The following is a 17,246-nucleotide window of genomic DNA, read 5'->3' as shown; positions in this document are numbered from 1 at the left end:
ACGTATGGAAGAAGTAGATGTCATCATTGTTGGTGCAGGGGCTGCAGGCCTCATGTGCGCTATTGAAGCCAGCAAACGCCGTCGAAAAGTACTAGTTATTGATCATGCCAATAAAGTCGGCAAAAAAATCTTAATGTCTGGTGGCGGCCGTTGTAATTTTACCAATTATTACATCGAGCCTGAAAAATATAACTCCCACAATTCCCATTTCTTTAAATCCGCCTTATCACGATATACACAATGGGATTTTATTTCTTTAGTTCAAAAGCATTCCATTCCCTTTCACGAAAAAACTTTAGGACAATTGTTTTGTGACAATAAATCAAAAGACATTGTCGACATGCTCTTAAAGGAATGTGATAAAGCGGGAAGCAAAATCCAGTTGCAAACGAGTATTGAGAAAATACAAAAAGGCGAACAATTTAAGCTGTATACCACAAAAGGAACATTCCATTGCCAATCATTGGTTATTGCGAGTGGTGGCCTATCCATTCCCACCATGGGAGCTAGCCCTTTTGCTTATAAAGTGGCAGAGCAATTTGGTATGAAAGTATGGCCTACACGTGCAGGCTTAGTCCCTCTTACTTTAGATGTTACCGAAAAAGAAAAAATAGCCTTACTCTCTGGAGTGAGCGTCGATAGCATTGCCAAAAACGAGCGCATTGCGTTTCGCGAAAACACCCTATTCACGCACCGCGGCTTAAGTGGCCCCGCAATTCTACAGCTATCGTCTTATTGGCATGCCGGAGAACACATTGATATTAATCTGCTCCCAGAAATCAATCTGTTAGAAACCTTAAAAACGGCAAGAACTACCAGCCCACATAAACAATTAAATTCCGTATTAGCCAATTACCTACCTAAGCGGGTTGTTGAACTGTTTGCCCCCCCACAGCTAGCAGAAAAAAAACTAGCCGATTTAGCCAATCGTGATTTAGAGCTGATAGCCAATCAAATTAACTCCTGGCAAATAAAGCCGAATGGGACTGAGGGCTATCGCACTGCCGAAGTAACCATTGGTGGTGTTGATTGCAATGCAGTTTCCTCAAAAACGATGGAGGCGAATGAAGTCTCTGGACTTTATTTCATTGGCGAAGCCTTAGATGTAACCGGATGGCTTGGTGGTTACAATTTTCAATGGGCCTGGTCTTCAGGATGGGCAGCCGGGCAAGTTGTGTAGGATTAATTGTTTCAAGGCTCTGTAGGTCCTCTTTCAAAGGGTGTCTGTTCAATCTCCATCATACAATTCTCGCAATGTCGGCATATTTTTTAATAACCATCCTTCGAAGCTACCTCACCCGAGTCATCAAATAAATTCCCAATACAGCAAAAATAAAGGTAGGACCTAAAGCAGCTAATGCTGGTGGTAATTGGAATACAGTGCTTACTGGACCAAAAAAGCGACTTAATATATGAAAACCGAATCCAACCGCAGCACCAACCAATAACTTGGAACCCATAGTCGACGAACGTAAGGGACCAAAAATAAAGGGAATAGCCAAGACCATCATTACCATCGTAGTAAATGGTTGCACTATTCGTTGCAGAAATGCGAACTGGTAGGTATGCACATTTTGATGGCTACGCTTCTGCTCGCGAATATAACGATTAAGCTCGTGTAAGGTCATTTCGTCCGGATCAATACTGCTAATAGTTAAGATCTTAGGCTTTACTGGAACATCCCAAAGAATAGTTGCAAAAGTTTGAGCGTTTGTGCTGTCGCCCTGAAACTCTGTCTCTTGCACATCATAAGCCATCCAGGCTTGGTCGATGTATTTGGCTTCGCGAATAAAACGAGCTACTTTTAGATGACGCTGCTCATCGAAGCGAAACTGATAAATATCATGCAATACATAATCAGGTAAAACCTGGCCTACAGAAATAAAATCATTATTATTACGTAACCAAAACCCTTTGGAGGTTCTTAATGTCTGACCACCACTCACCGCCGCCGTTTTATAATCATGGGCATAATGAGATAAAAACGGAACAACCGTTTCTCCGAGGATGGTAACGAGTACAATTAAGAAGACTGATGCTTTTAAAACCGCTCCGGTAATCTGTAATATCGATTTCCCAGAGGAGCGCATCACCACTAACTCACTATGATTCGCCATAATCCCCAAGCCAATCAAGCAACCTAATAAACTGGCCATAGGAAAAAATAAATAAACTTGATAAGGCATTTGCAATAGAACAAAAAAAGCCGCTTGCATAATCCCATAATCAACCCGCCCTAAATCGCCAAGCTGGTCAACAAATAAAATAAAAATCTGTAACCCAACCAGCATTAAGGTAACCATCCCAATGGACATAAGGACAGTTTTTGCAATATAACGATCTAGAATGTTCATGCTAATTTCACCTGATTACGCCAGATTAGGAATAATCCCAGAGCCGCTACGAGAAGATGTATCCACCATAAGCCTATCCATTGAGGGATCGCTCCAGAAACTACGGCATTACGCCCAATGAACATCAAGTTGGCATAGAGAATGTAAATAAGAATTGCCGGAAATAATTTAGCATATTTACCTGAACGTGGATTAATACGACTCAAGGGCACCGCAACTAGGGTAAGCGTGAGTACCATTAAAGGGACGGATAAACGCCATTGCAACTCCGCAGCCTTACCTCGATCAACGTTATTTAATGGCCATAAACTTGCGGTACTGAAGGTACGCAAATCATCGCTTATTTTGACAATAGGGTGCGGTAAACGTGCCTTATATTCACCAAACTCAGCAATTTGATAATTAGCATGCCCAGGGGTTCCTTGATACTCCTTACCATCTTGCAAGATAATATAGTCTTCCCCGGTTTTTGCGTCAGTTTCTGCATAAGCCTTATCAGCCCATAAGACATCCCAACGAGTCTTCTCCTTTTCAGTGCTGCGTTTTGCCAAGAAGACTTGTTCCGCCTTTGTATGATCGCGACTCATTGATTGCACATAAAAAACCTGCTGCCCATCATTAATCGCATGGAATCGTCCCGGCATAATTGTTTGGACTAAAGTTTGAATACCAGTAGTACGGAGTAATTTAGCTCGCTCAATATAGATGTATGGACTAGCCCAGATCATCACCGCAGCGACAATAACCGCAACGAATGATGCCATAATAAAGCTGTGTTTTAGTAATTGGCCTGAGCCATAACCACAGGCTCTTAATACGGTCATTTCACTCTCGGCATACAAACGTCCATAAGCGACAAGCATGGCAATATAAAAGCCTAAAGGAACCAACAAGCTTAACAAAGTTGGTAATTCAAGCATCATTAATTTCATAATAATAACCCCGGGAATGCTTCCAGAAGCAGCCCGATTTAAATATTGAATTAATTGATTACTCAAAAAAATTAAAACGAGTATAGATGTTAGCGCAATCAAAGTGACAAACACTTCTTTAGCTAAATAACGAAAAATGATCACTCAATGCCCCTGTATCGAGGATATAAACAGCCCTTAGTAAAGAGAAACACCTTCCCTGATAAAAGATACATTGTAACCTCTAGTCCGCAACTAAAAAAGTTTTTTCTTGTCTTGGGGGTGAGGGCCGAATAATGAAGCTAGCGCGTAGCCCATATTACGCTGCGCAAATACGGGCTACGACTCTAACAATTTTATGCTACTAATTTTAAAAAACCTTCGACTATAATTTAAGAAGCTTATTTAAAAACGCGGCAAAGAAAAAAACATCTTCACCGAAATTCTGCGGAATTCGAGGCTCAATAAAAAGGATAAAAAGCGTTGGAGACCATGATGCGTGTTCTAATAACTGGCGGTGCGGGATTTATAGGTTCGAATTTAGCAAAATATCATGTGCAAAAAGGTGATGAAGTCATTGTTGTTGATAATTTATCAACCGGTAGGATCGAAAACATCAAAGCCTTACAACAAAAACCAGGCTTTACCTTCTACAAAAAAGACTTGCTCAAATGGAAGGGGCTTGCCCAAGTACTTGTTGGTGTTGATAGAATCTATCATATGGCTGCCGTTGTTGGCATGTTTCATGTTTTAAATCACCCGGTTGAAACCTTAAAATGCAATATTTTTGCTACCCTAAAACTTATGGAAACCATTCTTTCTCTAGAGAGCCCCCCCTTAGTGATCATCGCATCCAGCTCCGAAGTCTATGGGAATCAGCATAAAACCATGAGCGAGCATACCCCGTTAATTATTGAAAGCAGCATCACCAGTCATGCTTCTTATGTAATTAGCAAACTCAGTGATGAATCCATCGCCTTAGCATTTTGGCACAAACATCAAATTCCAACTATTATTCTACGATTATTTAATACCGTTGGGCGCAATCAATTATCGCGCTATGGCATGGTAGTACCACGATTAATTAAACAAGCACTGAGTAATGAACCCATTACCGTCTTTGGTGATGGAACGCAAAAAAGATCCTTCTGCAATGTGGAAGATTCCGTTAATTTAATTAATCTACTCGCCAATAATCCAGCATCTGTTGGAGAAATCGTGAATGTTGGTTTCAATGAAGACATCAGCATTAATTCCTTAGCAAAAAAAATAAAAAAAATTTGCGAAAGCAAATCACCGATTACTCATATTCCTTTTAGTGAGGTTTATCATAATGACTTTATCTACATCGCTGATCGCAAACCAGACATCAGCAAATTATTGAACCTGACCCACTATACTTATAAATGGAATATAGACACAACCATTGCGGATATTGCAGCCTACTTTAAACAAATAGGTATAAAATGATAATTACTTACTTAGGGCATGCGGGCTTTTGTGTAGAAACCACGTCAACCATTATCGTTTTAGATCCTTGGTTGTCCCCCTTTGGGGCGTTTGACTCCTCCTGGTTTCAATATCCAAGAAACCATCATATGGCTCATTATATTATTGATTTATTTAACAAAAGCAAAAAAGAAAAATACATCTACATCAGCCATGAGCACAAGGACCATTTTGATCCTGCTTTTTTAAACTCACTAGAAAATAGAGATTTCTCCTTTATTTTGGCCGAATTTCAGCATCCCATAGTCAAAGATGACTTAATGCAAATGGATTATCAGTGTAAACAAATCCTTGAATTAAAAGATAAGGAAAGCCTAGTCTTTCAAGATGGTTCCAGCCTCAACATGTTTGTTATTGATTCAGAGCTTGAATGCGACTCAGGTGTCCTCATCAAAGCCAATGCGAAAACATTTCTCAATATTAATGATTGTAAGATTAACGAGCGCTTAGAAGCCATAACCAAAGAATACGGACCAATAGATGTATTCGCAGCTCAATTTTCCGGAGCCATCTGGCATCCTACCTGTTATGACTATGATCTACTTACTTATGAAAAAATTTCCTTAAGCAAAAAAACAGTGAAATTTGAACTGACGGCACGAGCAATTGAAACAGTAAAACCTACGTTTTATTTTCCTTCCGCAGGCCCCCCCTGCTTTTTAGATCCGATGCTCATCCATAAAAATTTTGAGCCAATTAATATTTTCCCCAGAGCACCCGAACTCATTGAGTATTTAAATAAGCGTTGCAACGATTCAAATACAAAATGGCCAGAGCTGATGCCAGGAGATGCTTTAGATGTGGTTGCATCTCAATGGCTTCATTTAGCGCCTAATCGACTTAACGATGCTGAGTTTTATCACACCGTGCAATCCTATGCGAATGACTATACTGATTATTTTTATAAACGTGAGCTGGAAAATAATAAGATAAATCCACAACAAGTTTTTTTGGCTTTGCAAAAGGACTTAGAGGAAAAAGTTAAATGCTTAAAATTAGTCCATGAAGAAGTAACGGTTCCTCTTTATTGGAAAATTCAAGATTATGACTTGATGTATCAAGTTAATTTTAAGGAAAAAACCGTAACCACGGTCAAAACTATCCTCGATACCCATCATTATTACCTAATTGAGGCCCCTGCCTGGCAAGTGCATAAGGTATTACAAAAAGAAATCAACTGGCCTGATTTTGCTTTAACCTTTAGAGTAAAACTGTCTCGCAAACCCGATTTGTATAGTACGCTTATTCATGGATTTATTACTTTAGATGCAAGCAGCATCGGTAGGCTATGTGAACTAATGAAATCGTATTTAGAGCGTCGCGAACGCATCATCGTTCATTATGAAGGGAAACAGTATTCTATTTTAAGATATTGCAAACATCAGGGAGCCGATTTATCACAAGGCTGGATTGAAAATGGCTGCTTAGTCTGTCCAAGACATCGTTGGCATTATGACTTGAAAGATGGGGGTAAATGCATCACCAATCTAACGAGTATTGAGGCGATTTGTCTGGATGAGAATACAGAAAAAAAATAGAAAATTCTTCTCGTTAAGCCTAATAAACTATATTTTTTATTTAAAAAACAAGCATTTTATTTAGGCTATACTCCCAATATAGATCTATCTCAAAGGACACCAACAATGGGAAGTTATTTAGTCACAGGCGGTTCTGGTTTCTTAGGATCACATTTGGTTGATTATTTAATTGACGCAGGGCATGAAGTTACGGTCATCGACGACTTCTCTACCGGAACTTATGAACACCCACAAGCGAGAACGATTAAAACCAACATACTTAATGTAGAGCTCGTTCGTCCTTATTTCCAAAATATTGACGGCTGTTTCCATTTAATTGGCATTCCATCGGTAATTATGACTATGGAGGATTGGTTTCACTTTCATGCGACAAACATGCAAGGAAGTTTAGTTGTTTTTAAATTAGCCATTGAGGCAGGAAAAATCCCCGTGGTTTATACTTCTTCTTGTGCTGTTTATGGTGAGCCCCTAAAGCTTCCACTTCAAGAAAACCAATTAGCTAAACCACTTTCCTCCTATGGTTGTGACAAATTAGCAGTTGAGTTAAATGCTTATGCTTTAGGAAAAAATTATCAATTACCAACCTTGGGTTTACGCCTCTTTAATTTATATGGCCCAAGACAAGTACCACAATCACCCTACTCAGGAGTAATCACTAAGTTTATTAATGCGCTCAAAAGCAACATCCCCGCGATAGTTTTTGGTGATGGGAATCAAACTAGAGATTTTATTTTTGTGAAAGATGTAGTCCACGCCTTAGTCAATGCAATGAACAAAGTAACTACCGATGGCGATGTTGTTAATATATGTACTGGTAGCGGAATTAGCATCAATCAATTGGCGTTTGAAATTGCGAAACTTATGGGGAAAAATATAAATCATATACATCATCCTAAACGCTCTTACGATATTATGCATTCTGTCGGCAGCGTAGAGAAAATGCGAGCCCTAGGTTTTACAACAACATATGATTTCTCTACTGGATTGCAAGAAACCATCGATTTTTTCTTAAAGCAATAACCGTAACCGATTTGCTAATTTACACCATTAAATACCCAGAATATGCAAAATATAATCTATACTTCCTATAAGACGAACTGCATACCAAAGGGATATTATGACGCAAATCGTTGCAATAATAGGGGTTGGTTATGTTGGGTTACATAGCGCACTTACCCTCTCCAATGCAGGAATCAAAGTCATTGCTTTTGATATCAATGAACAACGAATTAACGAACTTGCTTCTGGTGTTGACCAAAATATGGAAATTACAACAGTCTATACCCAAAATATTAAGTTCACCCATGACCCTGAACAATTAAAAGAAGCAAACTATTATTTAATCTCTGTGCCAACCCCCATAAACTCCCACAAAATACCCGATCTTCGCCCTTTAAAAGCTGCATCAAAACTTGTGGCTTCGGTTTTAAAAAAAGGAGATCTCGTTATTTTGGAATCAACCGTATTCCCCGGAGCAACTCGTGAATTGTTAATCCCTATTCTTAATAAACGCAGTGGATTAACAAGTGGTACTGATTTCTTTGTTGGCTATGCTTCTGAGCGCATCGTTCCAGGAGATGAGCATTTGACTCAACTCAATACCTCAGTCCGGGTTATCTCAGGACAAAACGAACACGCATTAAAAAAAGTAGAACAGTTGTACCAATTAATTCCCGGAATAAAAGTGCATAGCGCATCAAGTCTTGAGGTAGCTGAATCAAGTAAACTTCTGGAAAACATTCAACGTAGCGTTAATATTTCCCTGATGAATGAATTTGCTCAGATAATGGATAAACTGAAAATCCCATTTCACGATGTCTTAGATGCTGCAAAAACAAAATCTAATTTCCACCCATATACTCCAGGTTTAGTTGGAGGACATTGCATTCCCGAAGACCCATATTACTTAATTTACCAAGCCAGCACCTCTGATTGCATCCATAATTTAATAAGCTGTGCCTATCAAACAAACCAACAATTTTATTATTTTATAATTAATAAATTAACCACGCTGCTGATTAAACAGAAAGTAGTGATATCCAATGCCAAAATTGCCCTTTTGGGTATGAGCTTTAAAGCAAATGTAAATGATATCCGTCACAGCTTGTCAATTAATTTATACGATAATCTTAAATCCATGGGTATTAATGTCCTCGCCTGCGACCCCTTAGTCATTCAGGAAAAAATAGATATGGATTGGATTGATTTAGAAGAACTAGAACATTGCGACGCGATAGTTCTTTGCCAAGCACATGAAGAATTTATTCAAATTGGCGCACAAAAAATGAGTGACAAACTAGTTACTAATGGTGTGTTTATTGATGTTCCTGGCGTCTATGCTCATTCGGAGCTGAGAAAAGATATTCTTTATTGGGGATTGTAGATCTACATATAAAAAACCGTAGCCTTGATTACGCAGGGTGGTACCAAGGCTACATCTTTTTCTAATTTATGAAGCTGATTTTTTAGCTTCATCAAGTAGGCTTAACATTGCTTTTTCATAAATTTGAAAAGATTTTTGCATGTATTCCAGTGCCTTATGACCATTCTCAACAGCCAAATTAATTTGCTTTTCTAATAGCTCTTCAGGCTTTTTAATTTTTGCAAGCTCTTCTGGTTTCATGTAGGTAATGCCCTGCATTGTTTTCATATTTAATCCAGCAATGGCTTGGAGTGGTTCTTGTAACTTCTTAGCCACATCGCTCCATTTTTCAAAATTAGGTTGGTTCATAGTATCCTCCACTATTATGCTGCATTGCACAATTTAATAATAGTACATTATCTCTTTTTTTGTCAATAGATTAACAAATTATTTTTGTGCGCCGCAGCAAAATAATTGTTTTGTCCTAAAAACTTAATTGAGGATAAGTATGTTTTTGGATAAAAATAAAAAAACCGCTTAAATAGCGGCTTTTTAAAGTAGGTAGAAACTTATAATTAATGCTTATCAGATCCGGTTTTTTTAGCTTCTTCAACCAGACTTAACATTGCCTTTTCAACAATTTGAAAAGATTTTTGCATATAATCCAAAGCCTTATGACCATTTTCCACAGCCAAATTAATTTGCTTTTCTAATAATTCTTCAGGCTTTTTTATACTAGCAAGTTCTTCTGGTTTAATATAAGTAATACCTTGCAATGTTTTAACATTTAATTCAGCGATGGCTTGGAAAGGCTCTTGTAATTTCTTAGCCAGATCGCTCCATTTTTCAAAATTGGGTTGATTCATGATATTCTCCACTATTATGTTGCATCGCACAATTTAATAATAGTACATGGGGAACATTCTTGTCAATGCATTAAAAAATTATTTTTTTGCAGTGCAGCATAATTCGGCGCCCCATATAGAGCCACCGTAGGTTGAACCGATCGCTCAACCTGAAGCACCTGCGTGGCTCGAGATCTTGTTGGGCTATAAGACCAACCTATAATTTATAAGCATAAACCTTAACTTAAGGGGAGTAATTAATGAATCGTGTTACGATTTAAATAAAGACTGCCACTGCTGCATCATCGTTTGCATTTGCTGATTCCAGTTTTCAGTAGCTTGAGTATAAGGATTGGTTTGCAGGGGTTTTTCCATAGCCACGAACATCTGCTCCATCATTTTTTTTAGCGATGCATGCATCGGATGATTCGCTAAGGAAATGATCTGTCGCAAAATTGCCGATGATAAAAATTGATTTGCTCCCGCCTCCATCTCGACAATAATTTGTAACAAAATGGTATTTGTTAAATCTTTTCCTGTCATTGAATCTTCAACGGTAAATTGTACCCCATCCACGACATAACGTTGTAGCTCTTCAAGAGTAATGTATTGACTGGTTTCTGTATCATAAAGGCGACGATTTTTATATTTTTTTATTAATCGAGTCATAGCGTTCTCATGAATATTGATATAGTCTGAGTTATCTGTCTCAGCCCAATACTCCATCTTATCAAAAAGTCGTATTGTGAAGAACAGATAACTCGTGAATGCCAACTAATACATATGAAGTCCACCGTTAACACTCAGATTTGCACCTGTAATGTATCGGCTCTTCTCATTAACTAAAAAATCAACTACCCAAGCAATTTCTTCAGGTTGTGCTAAACGCTTTGCCGGAATTTGCTCAATAATTGATTCCAAAATATCAGGGCGAATCCCCTTCATTAAACGAGTATCCACATAACCAGGAGAAATACTGTTTACAGTAATATTTTTACTCATTAACTCTTGTGCCAGACTCTTGGTAAATCCATAAATACCTGCTTTAGAAGCCGCATAATTTGCCTGAGAAAACTGGCCTTTTTGTGCATTTACGGAAGAAACATTAACGATTCGTCCTGATTCGTGTTCTCTCATATTTTCGACAACCTGACGGGTTACATTAAACATTCCATCAAGGTTAACTCGCAATACTTCATCCCATTGCTGTTTTGTCATTTTAGTAAATACCGCATCTCGTGTAATACCCGCATTATTTACTAAAACATCAACATCACCGAACTCTTTTATAATGGAATAGATGACCTTCTCACATTGATCATAATCACTCACATCCATATGTCGAAACGCTATATTTCGGTACCCTGTCTCTCGCAACTCCTCTTCCCAGGCTATTCCATGCTCTTTAGTAGCAAGATCAAGGGCAAATACATGCTTAGAGGATGCATTTAATTGTTTTGCGATTGCAGTACCAATATCACCGGTACCCCCAGTAATTAATACGACGTTGTGACTGTGCATAGGACTCTCTACTGTTGTTTTACCTTAATTAAGCATAGACTTAACTCCCAAGAGTAACAACTTTTGGGAGCTATTCTTTTCTAATTTAGGCGATTACTGCATCAATATATGAAAGGAACTACATGTACTGGCCGCCGTTAATGTCTAAATTTGCTCCAGTCATAAAACCACTGTCTGGGGAAGCAAAAAAAGCAACCGCATCAGCAATTTCTTGGGGACGCCCCAAACGCCCGACAGGAATATTAGCAATAATTGCATCAAGAATTTCTTGTTTAAGGCCTGAGAGCATCGAGGTTTCTATGTAGCCAGGAGATATAGTATTTACGGTAACTCCTTTGCTTGCTACTTCTAAGGCAAGACTTTTGGTAAAACCGAATAATGCGGCTTTGGTAGAAGCGTAATTACATTGGCCAAATTGCCCTTTACGTCCATTAATCGAAGAAATACTAATGATACGGCCATATCCCTTATCCAACATATGCGGAATGACATTGCGTGTCATGTTAAAAACGCTAGTTAAGTTGGCATCAAGAACTTGCTGCCATTGTTCTGGAGACATTTTTCTTAAACTACAGTCTTGAGTAACGCCTGCATTATTAATCAACACGTCAATGCGTCCATAACGCTCCATCATTTGTGCTGTTATTTTTTCACAATCAGCAAATTGCGCTACATCACCATAGATAATGTCGACATCAAAACCTAGTTTTTTTTGTTCTTCTTGCCATTGTTTGGCTTCTTCATGTCGTCCATGTTTAAAATAACAAGCAACTACTTGATAATCTGCAGCCAGACGCTGACAAATTGCACTACCAATTCCTCCGGTACCACCAGTAACGATTGCAACACTCTTAGTCATAAATAACTCCCTGTTATTACTCCAATCATCATAGTACTACTATTCTCAAAAACCTCAAAATACCTTTTCTAAGGCTTTTGAGTATAGAAGAAGTTTTTAGGTAAGCAAATGGATTATAAAAGAATTTTCTCGCATGCTGTAAGTCGGGGCCATTGACCCGACCTACTTTGATTGCAAACTGGAGGAACCTAGCTGCAAGCAACCAGGTTAGAGGAATTAACTAAATTGTTTGAGCAACAGGAACATATCCTTTTAATTGCTGTGCAAACTGCTTGAGCACCTCAAGACCTGACTCTTCAGCCTGACGGCACCATTGTTGCAGCGCGTCAATCAATTCTTTTTGCGTTGCCGCTGTTTTTAACCAAACGTTTTGCAATGATTGTTTGTATGCATAAACAACACGTAATTGCTCACGAGCCTCTAATAAAGCAGACAAACGCGCTTTGGCTTTAGAACTGAGTAAAGAATCTTCACGACGTAATAAACTGCCTGCTCGCGCAAACATCTTTTTCGTTTCTCTACTGTCATCACTGTTAATTCGTTCTTGCTTTAATATCGGGCGAATCACGCCTTTATAATAATTAGACATCACTTGGAAACGATTCGAAATAACTGCTTTTACAGTATCCATATCGACGTGCAACTTACCTGCCTCCATAGCTAACTTTGGTGGTAATTTTTTAACTCGTGCCAAACCCAAGAACGACAGAATACGAATGTACATCCAACCAATATCAAACTCCCACCACTTCACTGAAAACTTGGCTGATGAGGCAAAAGTATGATGATTATTATGCAGCTCTTCGCCACCAATCCAAAATCCCCAAGGAATTATATTGGTTGCAGCATCTCGGCATTCATAATTTCGATAGCCCCAGTGATGACCGATTCCATTAATCACACCTGCTGCATGGAAAGGAATCCACATCATTTGAAGGGCCCAAATGGTAATTCCCGGAAGACCAAAGAAGAATAAATTGATGAAAAACATCAATGCAATTCCCCCGGCAGAATAACGCGAGTAAATATTTCTTTCTATCCAATCAGTTGGTGTGCCATGAGAGTATTTAGCAACCATCTCTCGATCTTTACGCGCAGTACGGTAAAGCTCAGCCCCCTCCCAAAATACTTTTTTAATGCCTAGAACTACAGGACTATGTGGATCTCCTTCAACGTCAGTCGTTGCATGATGTTTACGATGAATAGCAACCCAATCTGCAGTAACCATTCCAGTAGTTAACCATAACCATAAGCGGAAAAAATGGCTCACAACAGGATGTAACGTTAAGGCTCGATGAGTTTGATAGCGATGTAGGTAAAGCGTTACTGCGGCAATGGTAATTTGCGTCATAACCAGAACTGCAACCACATACCCCCAAAAAGACAGGTTTAGATAACCAAAAAGCATAATCACTCCGCGTCTAATGCTAGTTTATGAAAAAGCCACTTCCGTAGGCAAAACACTTCGCTTGTAGCGGTGTTTTACATCAGATCCCTCAAGTATAGTATAAGGATAACACATTTTTACTCATTCCGTTGCAACATTTCGTGATGTAGTCGATAATTAACCTTATCTCATCATATACACATTTTGGAATAATGCTATGAACAATAAATTTCAAGTACCAAAGATCTTTGAGACTCTAATTCCATTTATTATTGCCGGAATTGCCATTGCCTTATTTGTTGGTCTGCTGTTTATGTTTTCCTATGTTGTTATTTGGGGCTTAATTATTGGCGGAACTCTTTGGCTCATATCGGTAGTTAAAGAACTACTTTTTCCAAATACAAAAAAAACAACAACCATTATTAAAAAAACGCAAGGTCGTATCATTGAACATGACGATAAGAAATAATGCCTGAATTACCTGAAGTAGAAACAACCAAAGAGGGAATTAAACCTCATCTCGAAGGGCAAAGCATTCGGAACATTGAGGTCCGTAACTATGGATTTAGAATTCCAGTGCCCTTCGATATTAATGAGCTTTGTGCCCAAAAAAAGATCCTCGCTGTAACGCGCCGAGCCAAATATATTCTGCTCCAATTAAGTGAAGGATATCTTTTAATTCATTTAGGAATGTCAGGACACTTACGCATTGTATCCGACACCAGCTTACCGGAAAAACATGATCACATTACGTTATGTTTAACTAATGGAAAAGCACTGAGATTTTGTGATCCTCGACGCTTTGGTCTATTCATCTATATAGATGAAAACCCCCATCAGCATAAACTACTGACTCACCTAGGCCCCGAACCACTTTCTGAAGCCTTCGATGGGCATTACTTATACCAACGAGCTCAAAATAAAAATAAACCCATAAAATCATTTGTTATGGATAATGAAATCGTTGTTGGCGTAGGTAATATTTATGCTACTGAAAGCTTATTCTTATCAAATATTCACCCTTCCACCCCAGCAAAAAATATTGATGAAACCTCTTATCATCTTTTGGCAAAGCACATTAAATCCGTGTTACAACAAGCGATAAAAAGTGGGGGAACGACACTGCGCGATTTTTATGCCTTTGATGGGAAACCAGGTTATTTCAGCATCTCGCTTAAAGTTTATGGCCGTAAAAATCAACCGTGTATGCAATGCCAACACTCGATCCAAACCGTTATGATCGGAGGTCGCAGTTCCGCATTTTGTCCTAACTGCCAAATATTAGCTCCTGATCGTGCAGCATCTGGGCAATTGTAGCGACTTAAGTTATATTAGCGCCTCATTTAACTTAACCGAATAATAATGAAAATAAACCAGATAAGAACAGCATGGGTCGTTGGTTCCTTGTTTTTTTATACAGCAGTAACCAGTCTCCGCTGTATTGGCAAATACTATTTCGGTAACACCACCCGAGCATGGATTGATAAAACACTTCATCATTGGGTTGATCAATTACTCAATGGTGTGCAGGTAAAGTATAAAGTAGTTAATCCATATAAGGTCCAACCCGAGCAGGGAAAAGCCACAATTATTATGTGTAACCATTCCAGTGCCTATGATATTCCTCTTGGTTTTAAAGCATTTCCTAATCATTCAATCCGTATGCTGGCGAAAAAGGAATTATCTAAAATTCCACTGATGGGTAAAGCCATGCAAGCAGCAGAGTTTCCATTTATTGATCGAAAAAACCGCTATCAAGCGATTAAAGATTTAGCCTTTGCAAAAAAATTAATGGAAAGTGGCATTATTCTTTGGGTCGCTCCAGAAGGAACACGCTCTAAAGATGGAGAACTGGCACCTTTTAAGAAAGGGGCTTTTATTACAGCAATTGAGTCTGGTGCGACCATCATCCCTATAGGTATTCGAGGCGCTAATAATATTTTGCCAGCGCGTACCTTTAATATTCACCTGAATCAGGAAGCAGAAATACATATAGGTAAGCCTATTGATACAACAGAATTTACTATGGATAACAAGGCTGAGTTAATTCAGCAAACTTATGATTCAATTAAAGCGTTAATTGGCAAATAAGGCGATATAACCATGATTTCGCTGCATCCATTAGAAGTAGCCTGGTTGCTTGCAACCGGGTGAACTCCTTAAGTACCTGTCATTAGTTGCAAGTAACTAGGCTACAAATTAAAAAATACCCTCTAATATTTTACCCCATACCCACGAGTGCTAGTGACAACACTAGCCGCTAGTCCTATCGCTCTCGGATCTGAGGCAGCCGTAAGAATATTAGTATCCTTATCCCAAGTAATCGCTTGCATATCGCCATAATATTGTCCTAAAGGCATCAGGGTATACCCCATAGCCTTGAGTGCTTCTTGAATTTCTGGAGAAAAAGTATCCGGCTCAAACTGTAGTAAATCAGGAAGAAATTGATGATGAAAACGCATTGCCGAAACCATGCTAATTGCCCCAAAATCATCGTGAAACACCAATGAAGCAAGCAAAACCATCGTAGCAATACGGCTACCACCAGGAGTTCCTAAAATTGCGACACGTCCAGGCAACTCAAGAAAGGTTGGTGTCATGGTTGATACCGGACGTCTACCCGGGGCGATGCTGTTTTTATCACTTCCCACAACCCCAAATACGTTTAACGCCCCTACTTTAGCGGTGAAATCATCCATTTCATCATTAAGTAAAACACCAGTTCCTTCTGCGACCACGCTGGAACCAAAAATAAAATTAATGGTCATAGTTGCCGCAACACGATTACCCTCTGCATCAATGATTGAGATATGGGTAGTATTGCTTTCCTTAGTAGAACTCTGACTAGATCCTTGCAGCACTTTACTCGAGATTGCTTTATTCTCAGGGATTAATGCTTTTAATTGCTTCGCATTCTCAGCAGAAATCAATTTTTCTACAGGTACAGACACAAAATCCGGGTCGCCCAAAAACTCATCGCGTTGCCAATAGGCCAAACGCATAGATTCAGTCAAATAATGTACCCATTGCACCTTAGGCAGGGAAGATAAGGAATAATGAGATAAAATATTTAACATGGTTAATAAAGCAACTCCACCAGCAGAAGGAGGAGGAGCAGTAATCACGAGCATATTATGATAAGCACCAACTAAGGGTTCTCTAAGCTTCACTTGATAATCGGTGAGATCCGATAAAGCCCATCGCCCCCCCGCAGCATTAACCCCCTTTACGAGACGCTGCGCAATTTCCCCAGTATAAAACCCCTTCTCGCCCTGTTCAGCAATTCGCTTTAAGGTATTCGCTAAATCGGTTTGGACGAAACGCTCACCAATTTCATACGGCTGTCCATTTTTTAAAAATATCGCGGCTGTTGCCGGATATTTTTTCAGCTGCTCAATTCGACCTTCCATCTTGAAAAAATGATTAAGCTGCTTATCCACTAAAAATCCCTCTTGGGCTAGTTTGATTGCCGGGGCTAGCGTTTTACTCAAGGGTAAGCGACCATAATGCCTTGCAAGATAAACCAAAGCTGCGGGATGCCCTGGAATCGCAGCAGCCAAGCCACCATTTAGGGATAAATCCGAAACAACCTCTCCATCTGCATTTAAATACATATCTTTGTGAGCCGCGGCTGGGGCTGTTTCACGGGCATCAATAAAAACATTAGAGCGAGTACTTTCTTGATGTAATAACCAAAAACTCCCCCCACCCAAGCCGGAATGATAAGGTTCAACCACAGCCAATACCGCAGCTGCGGCAACACCAGCATCGAAGGCATTTCCACCATGAGCTAAAATATCTAATGCAGCATTAGTCGCTAAAGGATTAGCCGTAGCTACTGCATATCCAGGGGGATGATTAAGCGTCTGTTTTGCATAGGTATTAAAACCAGAAAGAAAACAACTGAAAACTAGTACCGCAGACCATAAATGCCTGGGTTTTCTTCTATTGAAAATCATT

General features: G+C 39.2%; 17 protein-coding genes. 8 read left to right on the top strand and 9 right to left on the bottom strand.

The genetic code is table 11. The features are described from left to right. The first annotated feature begins 4 nt into the window (after positions 1-4). On the top strand, positions 5-1,180 hold the full coding sequence (locus tag J2N86_RS03440; protein WP_252581009.1) for a BaiN/RdsA family NAD(P)/FAD-dependent oxidoreductase: 1,176 nt from the start codon (positions 5-7) through the stop codon (positions 1,178-1,180). Between the two features lie 109 nt (positions 1,181-1,289). Here J2N86_RS03440 and lptG read toward each other — a convergent pair whose 3' ends face one another. Beyond that, positions 1,290-2,360, bottom strand: a complete 1,071-nt coding sequence (gene lptG / locus J2N86_RS03435; RefSeq protein ID WP_252582348.1) for an LPS export ABC transporter permease LptG — start codon at positions 2,358-2,360, stop codon at positions 1,290-1,292. After that, complete coding sequence (gene lptF / locus J2N86_RS03430) at positions 2,351-3,430, bottom strand: LPS export ABC transporter permease LptF (protein ID WP_252581008.1); 1,080 nt, start codon at positions 3,428-3,430, stop codon at positions 2,351-2,353. Before lptF ends, lptG begins: the two co-directional genes overlap by 10 nt. A 327-nt stretch (positions 3,431-3,757) precedes the next feature. Here lptF and J2N86_RS03425 point away from each other — a divergent pair, with 327 nt between their 5' ends. The 4 genes from J2N86_RS03425 (at position 3,758) to J2N86_RS03410 (ending at position 8,695) form a co-directional block, all read left to right on the top strand. Then, a complete protein-coding gene (locus tag J2N86_RS03425; RefSeq protein ID WP_252581007.1) occupies positions 3,758-4,735 on the top strand; it encodes an NAD-dependent epimerase/dehydratase family protein in 978 nt (325 codons plus the stop codon). Then, on the top strand, positions 4,732-6,312 hold the full coding sequence (locus J2N86_RS03420) for a Rieske 2Fe-2S domain-containing protein (RefSeq protein ID WP_252581006.1): 1,581 nt from the start codon (positions 4,732-4,734) through the stop codon (positions 6,310-6,312). The genes J2N86_RS03425 and J2N86_RS03420 overlap by 4 nt, the downstream gene beginning before the upstream one ends. A 105-nt stretch (positions 6,313-6,417) precedes the next feature. Further along, the gene (locus J2N86_RS03415; protein ID WP_252581005.1) at positions 6,418-7,332 is read left to right on the top strand and encodes an NAD-dependent epimerase/dehydratase family protein; all 915 of its coding nucleotides are present in this window, start codon (positions 6,418-6,420) and stop codon (positions 7,330-7,332) included. Positions 7,333-7,429: 97 nt separating this feature from the next. Then, positions 7,430-8,695: a nucleotide sugar dehydrogenase gene (locus J2N86_RS03410; protein ID WP_252581004.1), complete on the top strand. Its 1,266-nt coding sequence runs from the start codon at positions 7,430-7,432 to the stop codon at positions 8,693-8,695. Between the two features lie 66 nt (positions 8,696-8,761). Here the strand turns inward: J2N86_RS03410 and J2N86_RS03405 are convergent, their stop codons facing one another. From J2N86_RS03405 to J2N86_RS03380, 6 genes are all read right to left on the bottom strand, one after another. Beyond that, positions 8,762-9,043, bottom strand: a complete 282-nt coding sequence (locus J2N86_RS03405) for a phasin family protein (RefSeq protein ID WP_252581003.1) — start codon at positions 9,041-9,043, stop codon at positions 8,762-8,764. A gap of 206 nt (positions 9,044-9,249) precedes the next feature. After that, positions 9,250-9,540, bottom strand: a complete 291-nt coding sequence (locus J2N86_RS03400) for a phasin family protein (protein WP_252581002.1) — start codon at positions 9,538-9,540, stop codon at positions 9,250-9,252. A 249-nt stretch (positions 9,541-9,789) separates the two neighbouring features. Then, on the bottom strand, positions 9,790-10,188 hold the full coding sequence (locus J2N86_RS03395; protein ID WP_252581001.1) for a polyhydroxyalkanoate synthesis regulator DNA-binding domain-containing protein: 399 nt from the start codon (positions 10,186-10,188) through the stop codon (positions 9,790-9,792). A gap of 105 nt (positions 10,189-10,293) precedes the next feature. Continuing rightward, entirely contained in the window at positions 10,294-11,040 is a 747-nt protein-coding gene (gene phbB / locus J2N86_RS03390; protein WP_252581000.1) for an acetoacetyl-CoA reductase, read from the bottom strand. A gap of 118 nt (positions 11,041-11,158) precedes the next feature. Beyond that, positions 11,159-11,899: an acetoacetyl-CoA reductase gene (gene phbB / locus J2N86_RS03385; RefSeq protein ID WP_252580999.1), complete on the bottom strand. Its 741-nt coding sequence runs from the start codon at positions 11,897-11,899 to the stop codon at positions 11,159-11,161. Positions 11,900-12,119: 220 nt separating this feature from the next. Continuing rightward, positions 12,120-13,307 carry a DesA family fatty acid desaturase gene (locus tag J2N86_RS03380; RefSeq protein ID WP_252580998.1) on the bottom strand — a complete coding sequence of 396 codons (1,188 nt, stop codon included), beginning with the start codon at positions 13,305-13,307 and terminating at the stop codon, positions 12,120-12,122. 196 nt (positions 13,308-13,503) lie between these two features. Here J2N86_RS03380 and J2N86_RS03375 point away from each other — a divergent pair, with 196 nt between their 5' ends. Genes J2N86_RS03375 through J2N86_RS03365 form a run of 3 tightly spaced genes read left to right on the top strand, consistent with a single transcriptional unit; the run spans position 13,504 to position 15,377 of the window. Further along, complete coding sequence (locus J2N86_RS03375; protein WP_252580997.1) at positions 13,504-13,755, top strand: hypothetical protein; 252 nt, start codon at positions 13,504-13,506, stop codon at positions 13,753-13,755. Continuing rightward, complete coding sequence (mutM, locus tag J2N86_RS03370) at positions 13,755-14,603, top strand: bifunctional DNA-formamidopyrimidine glycosylase/DNA-(apurinic or apyrimidinic site) lyase (protein WP_252580996.1); 849 nt, start codon at positions 13,755-13,757, stop codon at positions 14,601-14,603. The genes J2N86_RS03375 and mutM overlap by 1 nt, the downstream gene beginning before the upstream one ends. A gap of 45 nt (positions 14,604-14,648) precedes the next feature. Then, the gene (locus J2N86_RS03365; RefSeq protein WP_252580995.1) at positions 14,649-15,377 is read left to right on the top strand and encodes a lysophospholipid acyltransferase family protein; all 729 of its coding nucleotides are present in this window, start codon (positions 14,649-14,651) and stop codon (positions 15,375-15,377) included. Between the two features lie 122 nt (positions 15,378-15,499). On the opposite strand, the gene ggt is transcribed toward J2N86_RS03365, so the two are convergent. Then, positions 15,500-17,245 (bottom strand): gamma-glutamyltransferase, encoded by a 1,746-nt coding sequence (gene ggt / locus J2N86_RS03360; RefSeq protein ID WP_252580994.1) that lies wholly within the window; start codon positions 17,243-17,245, stop codon positions 15,500-15,502. Position 17,246 lies beyond the last annotated feature (1 nt).

The organism is Legionella lytica (genome assembly GCF_023921225.1).
In the GTDB taxonomy this organism is placed as follows: domain Bacteria; phylum Pseudomonadota; class Gammaproteobacteria; order Legionellales; family Legionellaceae; genus Legionella; species Legionella lytica.
Note: the sequence above shows the minus strand (reverse complement) of the source record. Positions and strands in the feature narration are given on the sequence as shown.